General features: G+C 43.0%; 1 protein-coding gene and 1 pseudogene. One reads left to right on the top strand and one right to left on the bottom strand.

The window, feature by feature from the left end; genetic code table 11:
* Positions 1-125: HU family DNA-binding protein (locus KIT90_RS27785; RefSeq protein WP_285379784.1), on the top strand; the 125-nt coding region annotated here is incomplete at its 5' end.
* A 121-nt stretch (positions 126-246) separates the two neighbouring features.
* Here KIT90_RS27785 and KIT90_RS27780 read toward each other — a convergent pair.
* Positions 247-633: pseudogene (locus KIT90_RS27780) on the bottom strand (phosphoribosylglycinamide formyltransferase); the annotation flags it as partial.

Here is a 633-nt window from a genome sequence, read left to right as displayed (position 1 = left end):
ATGAACGACCTGGTGGTAACCCGAAAACTGGTGAAGATATTCCAATTACTGCTCGACGTGTAGTGACTTTTCGCCCGGGTCAGAAGTTAAAAGCTCGTGTAGAAAACCTGAAGAAAGTACAGTAAGCCGAATAAATGGATCACGCTAAGGCGTGGTCTTTTTTTGCGTAAAATTCGTGTGCATACAAATGAAAACCACCGCAATGCGGTGGTTTTTCTGTTTATGAGAGACGCCTAATGATATCGGTTACGCCGCTTCTAGATGCGTTGTTAAGTATGGTTGCCATGCTTGTTGGTACAAGTTCTTAGACTGTGTACGCATGTTGCGAATAGAGGCAAGCTCTATTTCGCTTAGCTCACGTTTTTCCAACATCGCTTGACGTTCTAGTTTCTGGATTTTTTCGTATAGGTCGTGTTCGGGACCGCTTTTTACATCTGCGATTGCTTTCAAGTGCAGTTGAACTTCGGCTACTAGGTTTGTTTTTGGTAAACGAACGAGCAAGTTCAAGTCTCTATATCCTGAAGGGCCAGGTTTTTTGAATCGATTTTTTACTTTCACAATCGTTGTTTCACGCTCTAACGTTTCATAAATGGAGACTAAGCTCGCGACGTCTTCAGCTACAATCGTTGCACT

This window comes from Vibrio sp. B172a, from assembly GCF_030248355.1.
In the GTDB taxonomy this organism is placed as follows: Bacteria; Pseudomonadota; Gammaproteobacteria; order Enterobacterales; family Vibrionaceae; genus Vibrio; species Vibrio owensii.
This window is presented reverse-complemented; position numbering and strand designations above follow the sequence as displayed.